General features: G+C 43.0%; 8 protein-coding genes. 5 read left to right on the top strand and 3 right to left on the bottom strand.

Annotated features, from left to right (window positions below; translation table 11 throughout):
* Positions 1-44: 44 nt before the first annotated feature.
* Both Q0541_RS10935 and Q0541_RS10930 read right to left on the bottom strand, forming a co-directional pair.
* Complete coding sequence (locus Q0541_RS10935) at positions 45-1,676, bottom strand: reverse transcriptase domain-containing protein (protein WP_298909556.1); 1,632 nt, start codon at positions 1,674-1,676, stop codon at positions 45-47.
* 871 nt (positions 1,677-2,547) lie between these two features.
* Entirely contained in the window at positions 2,548-2,841 is a 294-nt protein-coding gene (locus Q0541_RS10930; protein WP_298909553.1) for a hypothetical protein, read from the bottom strand.
* A gap of 477 nt (positions 2,842-3,318) precedes the next feature.
* Between Q0541_RS10930 and Q0541_RS10925 the strand changes: the two genes are divergently transcribed.
* The 3 genes from Q0541_RS10925 (at position 3,319) to Q0541_RS10915 (ending at position 6,352) form a co-directional block, all read left to right on the top strand.
* Positions 3,319-3,987, top strand: coding sequence for a hypothetical protein (locus tag Q0541_RS10925; protein WP_298909550.1), 669 nt, complete (start codon positions 3,319-3,321; stop codon positions 3,985-3,987).
* Positions 3,988-4,126: 139 nt separating this feature from the next.
* Complete coding sequence (locus Q0541_RS10920; RefSeq protein ID WP_298909547.1) at positions 4,127-4,807, top strand: SDR family oxidoreductase; 681 nt, start codon at positions 4,127-4,129, stop codon at positions 4,805-4,807.
* A gap of 234 nt (positions 4,808-5,041) precedes the next feature.
* The gene (locus Q0541_RS10915) at positions 5,042-6,352 is read left to right on the top strand and encodes a glycosyltransferase (protein ID WP_298909544.1); all 1,311 of its coding nucleotides are present in this window, start codon (positions 5,042-5,044) and stop codon (positions 6,350-6,352) included.
* Positions 6,353-6,521: 169 nt separating this feature from the next.
* Here Q0541_RS10915 and Q0541_RS10910 read toward each other — a convergent pair whose 3' ends face one another.
* Positions 6,522-8,024, bottom strand: a complete 1,503-nt coding sequence (locus Q0541_RS10910; protein WP_298909543.1) for a Rieske 2Fe-2S domain-containing protein — start codon at positions 8,022-8,024, stop codon at positions 6,522-6,524.
* Positions 8,025-8,293: 269 nt separating this feature from the next.
* Here Q0541_RS10910 and dinB point away from each other — a divergent pair, with 269 nt between their 5' ends.
* Both dinB and Q0541_RS10900 read left to right on the top strand, forming a co-directional pair.
* Complete coding sequence (gene dinB, locus Q0541_RS10905) at positions 8,294-8,890, top strand: DNA polymerase IV (protein ID WP_298909540.1); 597 nt, start codon at positions 8,294-8,296, stop codon at positions 8,888-8,890.
* Entirely contained in the window at positions 8,832-9,179 is a 348-nt protein-coding gene (locus Q0541_RS10900) for a hypothetical protein (RefSeq protein ID WP_298909537.1), read from the top strand. Before dinB ends, Q0541_RS10900 begins: the two co-directional genes overlap by 59 nt.
* Positions 9,180-9,210: the final 31 nt, after the last annotated feature.

Here is a 9,210-nt window from a genome sequence, read left to right as displayed (position 1 = left end):
CAAGTCTTGGTTGAGTCGATGGGGGATATTATTCCCCGCACCTCTCAGTTAAATCTGGGCGTGCGATTTTCATCGCACCCAGCTTCCGATGTTCTCAGCTTTGCGCTTTTACTCATGTGTTTGTAATCGTGGCAACTCTCATGAATTGCTTCAAGATTATTTTTCTTCCAGTTGGCATGATTTCCGTCGATGTGATGCAGGTGAACCCGTTCCTCATCGATGAACTTTAAGCCGCAGAAAGCACATCTATGGTTTTGCTTCTTAAGAGCTTTAGAGGTTTTGCCATCGTAGAGCTTACTTTTGCGTTCGCTCCAATAGGCTGTATCTCCGTCGTAAGGTGATTTTGTTCCTTTGACTGAGACGTGTTTGTTTTCGGAGTAGGAAACTGTTGGGAATGCTTTGTCTAGTAATTCCTTGCTAGAGTGGCGCTTTTGCTTGGTTTCCTTGTTGAATACCGTGTAAGCTCTTTTTTGAATGTGGTATAACGAGTTTCTAGACCCGTCCATCTTGCAGAACTTATGGTAATTTCTCCACCCTCTAACTACAGGGGCTAATTTCTCAGCCTTTGTGGTAGTACCATAATTCGAGTTGTTGACGATGTGTTTTACTTTCTTACGGAATGCTTTGAAGTTATCCACAGAGGGCGTACTTCTAAATTTTCCGTTTTTCTGGACTTTGAAGTGCCAGCCGAGGAAATCAAACCCATCTGTCGCGGCGGTAACTTTGGTTTTCTTTCGGCTTACATTCATTCCGCGTTTGCGGAGGAACTCGCTGATTCTTTCAAGTATCTCTGTTGCATCATCTTCGGGTCGGAGTATAATAACCATGTCGTCCGCGTATCGGACTGATGGTTCTATGATTGACTTATTTGGGGTCTTGTCGTGTACCTTGCTACCTAGTTTGTAGTTGTAGTGGTATCTGTGTATACTCTCCATCCCGTTGAGTGCAATATTTGCTAGTAATGGGCTGACCACTCCCCCTTGTGGGGTTCCTTGTTCAGGAAATTCTGGATTTATCCCTGCCTTGAGGCATCGGAAAATACCGAGTTTTAAGCCTTTAGGGGCGATGAGTTCGTCCATTATTGCTGAGTGGTTAATCCTGTCGAAGCATTTTTCGATATCGAGTTCTATAACTCGTTTTTCTATTCCATTGCTGTTGGCGCTGAGGTTATTAAAGATGTGCTTTTGTGCATCGTGGGCAGAGCGCCCCGTTCTGAACCCGTGGCTCTTAGCGTGGAAAGTGGCTTCGTGTGCTGGTTCGAGTGCATATTTTGCTAGGCATTGCCAAGCTCTGTCCGCGATGGTTGGTATTTTAAGCATTCTGGTAGTCCCGTCTTTCTTAGGGATGGGGATTTCCCGTAGTCCTTGATGCTTCCAATTTCCGCTGCTCATTTTCAGTATTTCTTCAAGGTTGAAGCGTTCTTCAAATGAGAGGGATTTCTTCCCATCAATACCAGCCGTCTTTTTACCAGCATTTAGCTGAGATACTTGTCTTATTGCAAGAAATCGAGCCGAGGTGGATTTTAGAATAAGCTTTTGGAGTAACCTAGCTTTCCGCTTGTCTCCAACTTGAACAGCTTTGTACACGCGCTTTTGAAGGCGGAAAAGATTTCGGCGGAATTTCTTCCACGGTAAAGCTCTCCAAGATTCACTAGTTTTATAACTGTGTCTAATCATTTTCTCTTCTGGAGTTTGTGTATTCTGAACACCTCAGACCAATTACGGTCTGTCCTACCCGACTTGTGAGAATTCCGCTTCTCGTCTAGCCTACCTGGGGTTCGACTGCCCCAAGACTCCCAAATCGTTTTTATTCGTTCCCTCGGAGAGATTGATTGTTCCTTTAGGTGTGGTCAATTCAACCACTGGATTCCCAGGACTCTTACCGCTATAGTCATAAGATGCGGCGGGAATTAATTCTCCAGTGAAGTCAAGGTTTTATGTTACGCCTTGCTCTCAAATAGGTTGCTTTTCTAGACCCGATTTCACCGTAGGAACTCCCTGTTAGTGCCAGTGTCAGCCCGTAACGGCTGTCTGATTGCACCCTGTTCCCAGCTTCACTCTACAAGAACCGAGCTTGTTCGGTGTGGGCAGATAAGGAGTCAATTCTGAGTCTGAATGGCAAGACTTGCACTTGCATCTGACCGAGAGTTCAACCCTTTAGTGACAGTGATCTGCTGTCGGGCTGGATTAGCTATTTACGGACTGATTACCGTGATTTACTAATCAACGAATCGCACTATGACTTTTAATCGGTTCTTTCTCCATCTCCTCTGCCCCTCTGCCCCCCTGCTCCTCTGCTCACTCTTTTTCCAACATGCGATCGCGGAGGGTGCATGTTGGCAACAGAATAGAAACTATTGCGCTGCCGATAAATTTTGCTTGTCTTTGGTATTGCCTTTGATGCGTAATCCAGCAATACACACTTATATGGTGCTAACTTCACGTTAATAGTTAGCCGTAACTTATTATAGGCACAATGCAACTACAGCTTTGACTTGGTGCAAAGATAGTTTACAAAAATTGCTCAGGCGGTTGCCTTAGTTCCGGTTTAATTCGAGAAGCTATCCACGCGCAGATCCCGCCAGACATCAGAAACCTGCCAGCCGGAATTGCCCACAGATTGTACTGGAGGATTGTCAAGGAATGGAACATAGTCAGGAACTTTAGGCTCTGAAATCGCTACTGGTTTCTCCTCAACCTCAACCACAGGGGCTAGAGAATTGACAGTATTAGCTTCAAGAAGTTGGTCTTCTGCCTCCTCGATTAATTTCATCTGTCTTAGGGTAAGCTTGTCGGATTTTTTGATGATTTTCTTAGTGTGTATCTCATTAGAAGTTTTCATTGGCTGTTCCCTCGAAGGCATTGGCTCAAAATTTGTCTGGGTAAATTTGGGAGAAGTTAGGTATAAATAATTTGGACGGAATAAACACTCTACTGTAAAACTATGGAAAATACGAGTCCCTTGCTGAAGAATTTATCAATTGAGTACAAATTTGTTTTTCGTGCAGATGTCCTAGCATAATAGGAGCTCCGATACCTTACAGCGATCGCCATTTACAACAATCCAACTGACTTGTTAACACATTATGACAGTTCACCGATGACTAAAAACAAAGGGTAAAGGTTTTTTCTTTCCCCCAAACCCGACAAGTATTGGGGCGTAGCCCATCGCAAATAGAGGTGAAAGCAGCACGAAAGATGTTTTAAGTAAATCAGCAGAGTGATTGAGCTAAGTTTCGTCAGTTTGATGGATGTCTTAGAGCGCTTGATATTGTGAGATTGTAAAGAAAGGTTTTAATCCAAAACTCGCAAATTATTTATGATCCAAATACCAATCGTTCGCCAAATCCTATTAGATGCCGATACTGGATTGCTACCATATCTGAGTCAACAACTTCAACGATTGAGCTTTTCCCATTTTAAGGCCCAGTTTGATTTTCATGTAGACGAGTATTGTACGCAAGTTACCTCTAACGACGATTCTTCACAAATACAAACGAAACTTTTGTTCACTCTCAAGTTATCGATTGTTGTAGATAGCCAAACTCCCTCAGAGTCGGCAACACTACACGCTCTTGAGTTTCAAGAATTGCTAGATGTACAAATTATTAGATGGAGCCGGGATAACGAAAAATTGCTTAAACCAATCTCAGAAATCAAAGGGGCGCTCAGTCAGATGTCAGAAATACCGTTTCACGGTGGCTATCTTCCAGGTTTCGAGATTCATCGCCAATTTACTCTAATTTATAATGCTGGTACTACACAGTTAAGCCAGTCAAGTGAGCAAACATTGGAGCCTCAATTTTCAAAGCATAGGCCAGGCGAACGCACTCCCCAAAGCGGACAGTACGAACTAATAAATTCTGATGGAGAAGGCACAGGGCAAGAGGTAACATCAATTAGTGGGCATCCGTTTCCTCCGACGAGTGAACCTGACCAATCATATAGGTTAGTTGATCCCACTCTTCACAAAAAGTCTAATAGGTAGCAATTAACCTTACTGCGTGCTAACGCATACAAGTGGAACCTGACTGTGCATTTATTATTGGTTTACAGTGTGCAGGGATTTTGGTAAAAAGCGCTACCTCTGATAAGTTTGCTGATGATACGTTGAATACTACAAAAATATGACTAAGCTCATCTTAATTACAGGCATAAGTAAAGGTTTAGGTTATGCGATGGCCGAGGGTTTTATTCAACAGGGGCATACTGTTATTGGTTGCGCCCGTTCATCAGATGCAATCGATAAAATACGCCAAAAGTTTAGTGCGCCCAATGATTTCATGTGTGTAGATGTAGCAAATGAACAGCTTGTAAAAAAATGGGCATTAGACGTACTTCAAAAATATTCACCGCCAGATATAGTAATTAATAATGCGGCAATTACCAATTATCCAGCACCTTTGTGGGAAATACGATCTGAAGAATTTTCGGATCTTATAGATATCAATATCAAAGGAGTAGCGAATATAATTCGCCATTTCGTACCAGCAATGGTGAAAAACAAACGGGGCATTATTGTTAACTTTAGTTCTGGCTGGGGACGTTCGACTTCAGCCCAAGTTGCACCATACTGCGCTTCTAAGTGGGCAATCGAAGGATTAACTCGTTCTTTGGCACAAGAATTGCCAACTGGTATGGCAGCTATACCCCTTAATCCAGGTATTATTCATACTGATATGCTTTCTATTAGCTTTGGAGAAGAAGCTGCTAATTATACACCCGTGTCAGATTGGGTATTGAAAGCTGTTCCATTTATTCTCAATTTAAAACCCAAAGATAACGGGATTCCCAAAACCATTTCATGAAATTGATCATGGTTGAATTGTTTTGACTGTATATTAACCAATACAACAGCGATGTCTACGACGGGCTGCGCCTACGCAATTGGCTCAATGTGGTTGAGTTAAGAAAGTTTCTCTGTCAAGGCAAGGGAACAGTTACGAAAAAACAGGCTGATCTCAACTGTATTAGCTTATCGCCTAAAGGCACAAGAAATTAGTACAATTTTTGAATCCTTACGTTTTCAGCAGGAAAAAGATTTGAGCCAAAGTCTACCGATAGCACCAAGCCGAAAACTGAAGATTACGATATTAACAGTAGGTTCAAGAGGAGACTTGCAACCATACTGCGCTTTGGCTATTGGATTGAAACGTGCGGGGCATGAAGTAACGGTTGCAACGCATGAGAACTTTGAACCATTTGTGAGGCAGTTTGATTTAGAGTTTGCAGCGATCGCTGGCAATATGCAAGAGTTTCTGCAATCGAAACAAGGGCAGCAATTGATTGCGGGAGAAAAGTTGAAAAAAGAAGAAGCAGATAAGCTTTTGCTTCAACAGTTGGAATCAGGTTGGCAAGCGTGTATTGGAAGTGAGGTGATTATCTACACGCCGCTAGCTACCTTTGGATATCATATCGCAGAGAAATTAGGCGTACCTTGCTTTTTTGCATCAGTTCTGCCGTTGACTCCCACAGGGATGTTTGGGTTTTTAAGATTTGCTCAAATAGCTAAAAACCCGCTAAAGAAAGCGATAAATTATGGCAGCTACTTGTTGGTAGAGTTCTTGCACTGGCAAAGATATCGTCAACTGCTCAATCACTTCAGAACAGAAACTTTGAAATTGCCGCCTTTACCGTATTTGGGCAGACACTTCAGACAGAAGACTCCGGCAAATGTATCACGAATCCCTGTATTGTATGGATTCAGTTCGCACGTCATCCCAAGACCAAGGGATTGGCCCAAGTGGTTGTATGTGACTGGTTTTTGGTTTATTGACCAAGCCTCCGAATACGAGCCACCCCTGGAACTAGAGGATTTTCTGGGACGAAAGCAATTACCTTTATGTTTTGGATTTGGGAGCATGACGATGCCCAATCCAGAGTATCTCACACACTACATCGTGGAAGCCTTAAAGAAAACCCATCAAGGCGGGATTATATTGTCCGGCTGGGGGGACGTTGGAAGAACAGTGAATATAAAAGATTCGCTACGAGTGTTTGTGATCAAGGAAGTTCCTCATGATTGGCTATTTCCTCAAGTGTCGGCAGTAGTTCATCATGGAGGAGCTAGTACAACTGCGGCAGTGTTACGCGCAGGAATACCATCAGTCACCGTACCTTTCTTTGCTGATCAGCCAATTTGGGGTGAAAAGCTAACCCGACTGGGAGTCAGCCCTGCGCCAATACCATATAAGAAATTATCACAAGAAGCTTTGGCAGAGGCTATTGAAGTTGTACTAGGCAATGAGGTGATGAAGAAGAAAGCCCAAGAGTTAGGACAGAAGTTAAGAGGTGAAGATGGAGTAACAAATGCCGTTGAAGCATTCCATCGGCATTTGGGGTTAATTGAGTAAAATATTTCTGGACTGATCTGCTAGTCATAGCAATAGGCGAAACTATTGGCATCTCTCGAACGGGGTACAACTTGGTTTGGAAGTTTGGAATTCAGAAGGCTCAGTTGGCAGGAGCGTCCAGCGAACTGAGCCTTTTGAATAAATTTTCTTAGGATTTACCTTGAGTAGATTAATCATTGTGTGCGTGTTCAAACTCGTAAACGTAAAATAGGCGACTAAATTTATCAAGCAAGTATCCTAGAAGTACAAATAATGTTGCACCCCCAAGCGCCCACCAGAATCCTGTATGAGGAAAAACCGTTAAAAGTGATGCGGGCATTTGGTTTGCAGAGGCTAATGTAGCTTTTACCGCTATGGCTCTAGCATCTAGAATTACAGCAACACATAAGCACAATATAGATAACCCGTAAGCTAACACCCGTAGACGTTTAATATTTTTCAAAGCATCTTTGCAAACTTTGCAATGTTGGGTATGAGTTGTCCAGACGTCAAAAAGCTTTTGTTTGTCTAATTCTAGGAAGGGAAGATCGGTATTACATCCTGAAGCCCAAGGAATACTACCTCCAGCTTTTTTCTCTAACCATTGGCGAAATGTAATTACCATTTTATCTTGAGGATTGGGTGTATAAACTGCGTTCACCCATTGGCCCTTTTGGCGTTTAGCTAGAATCTTCTGTTGATAATGAAGAAATACTAAGTCTTGGTGTAAGAACAAGGATGACAAAACATGTCCTAGCCAAGTTGGCATTGGTAGCCCAAAGACTCCTAATCCTTTAGGTGTCTTACCCATCTCGTTCTTAACTAAGACCTGACAGCCAATATGACGACACCACCCTGGGCGTGTAGGGGTAGCATACAATGCCAGGATCAGCTTACCACCATCTTTGGAAGTAGAAACAATCCTCATCTGACAAGGTGGTTGGAAGTCGTGAATCGCTTGTGAAATCGTGGGGGCAGTCGGTGTTATTTCAAAAGAAAATCCTTCTTGAGTAGACATTTGCTTGATGCAAAGCATATCGTAGTAATTAGCATCTTTATAGCGATTGCCAACTAGACCGTGGTGGGAAACAGGGACATGGGCTGGGTCAGCTACATTTTCCATGAAAAAATCCCATCCATAGGGTAGGTCACGTATATTCCAAAATAGATGAACTACTCTGTCGGAATTTTCTTCAAGTTCTGGAATAATTCGTGGTGTCCTCAATTGACTTTCAAGCTGTGCCTCAGAACCAGACTCAGCCCAAACCCACAATAAACCCTGCCGTTCTTGTGTTGGATAACTAATTGCAGATGACTTTGAATTTGAGCAGTGCTTAGAAGATGTTTGCTGATCTTTCGACTGGGGAATGCTCACACAGTTTCCCTGCGAATCAAAACGCCAAGCATGATAAGCACATAAAAGTGTGCCATCAGACTCAACACGCCCTTCTGAAAGAGGAGCTAGTCGATGGGGGCAACAATCTTCAAATATTGACCATTTACTCAAACTGTCTCGCCACAAGACTAAATCTTTTCCTAATAACTGTATTGCATGTGGGCGAGATGGATCTAGAAAATCCACAACTGCTACAGGATACCACTGCTTTGTCCATTGAAATACTTCTTCTTTGTTTTGATTCAATGGAATGCTTGCGTTATCCATATCCCCTTGAAAATCTATTTTAGTGGTCATGTGTGTTCTTTTATGTTTTTGAACTAATAAAGTTAGAGCTGTTTAATATTTAATATAGTTGCAATTCCAGGTACGCTCTTTTCTAGTTAAAAAACTTTCTTCGCTTGCTTGATGGCATAAAAACTATGTATCCCCTCAAACACCCCTTCAGGTAACAGTTGCTCAAAACGATAGCAGGTAATTTTATCTCTAAACTAGTGCTGGTGTACTATAAAACTAATATTGTATTTACTTCCTTGAAAATGCTGTGAAAAGCGAGACTGTTTGTAGTGGAGCTACCCTTGGGACAAGAATCTGTCGCTAGAACCAGGAAAATAGTTCACGTTGATATGGATGCTTTTTACGCATCGGTGGAACAGCGGGACAACCCTAGCTACCGAGGTAAACCGTTAGTAGTCGGTGGTAACCCGAATCAGCGAGGCGTGGTTGCAGCCGCCAGTTATGAAGCTCGTAAGTTTGGCATTCACTCTGCGATGCCCTCGGTAACTGCGATCGCTAAATGTCCTGAGCTTATCTTTGTCAGACCGAGATTCGACGTTTACCGAGAGATTTCCACTTCAATCCACGCCATATTCAAACGCTACAGTGATTTAGTGGAAGGAGTTGCGCTAGATGAGGCATACCTTGATGTTACTGAGAATAGGCAAAACATCCCCTACGCTTCTACTATCGCAAGACACATCAAAACTGCGATTTTCCAGTCAACTCAGTTGACGGCAACCGCAGGCGTGTCAATTAACAAGTTCCTAGCAAAAATGGCATCAGGCCAGAACAAGCCCAATGGATTAACGGTGATTTTACCGGAGGATGCGATGTCTACGACAAGCCGCAAGCGTCTACGCCTTTGTAGAGCAGCTGCCAATTGAAAAGTTTCATGGCATCGGTGAGGTGACGGCGGCTAAGATGCACTCACTGGAGATTCATACTGGTGCAGATTTGAAGGGGCGATCACTCCTGGAGCTAATACATCACTTTGGTAAGGCTGGTCATTATTACTATAGGATTGCCAGAGCAGAAGATGACCGCCCAGTTGAGACGAATCGAGTTCGTAAGTCCATCGGTGCAGAAACCTCATTTGCACAAGACTTAAGCGATGTTAGCCAGATGCTACAAGAACTCGAACAGATTGCCCAAGGGAGCAACGCGATTTTGTGAGGTTGGGTGAAAAAGGTGCGATCGCTAAAAT

The sequence above is a fragment of the uncultured Nostoc sp. genome, from assembly GCF_937863485.1.
Classification (GTDB): Bacteria; Cyanobacteriota; Cyanobacteriia; order Cyanobacteriales; family Nostocaceae; genus Nostoc.
This window is presented reverse-complemented; position numbering and strand designations above follow the sequence as displayed.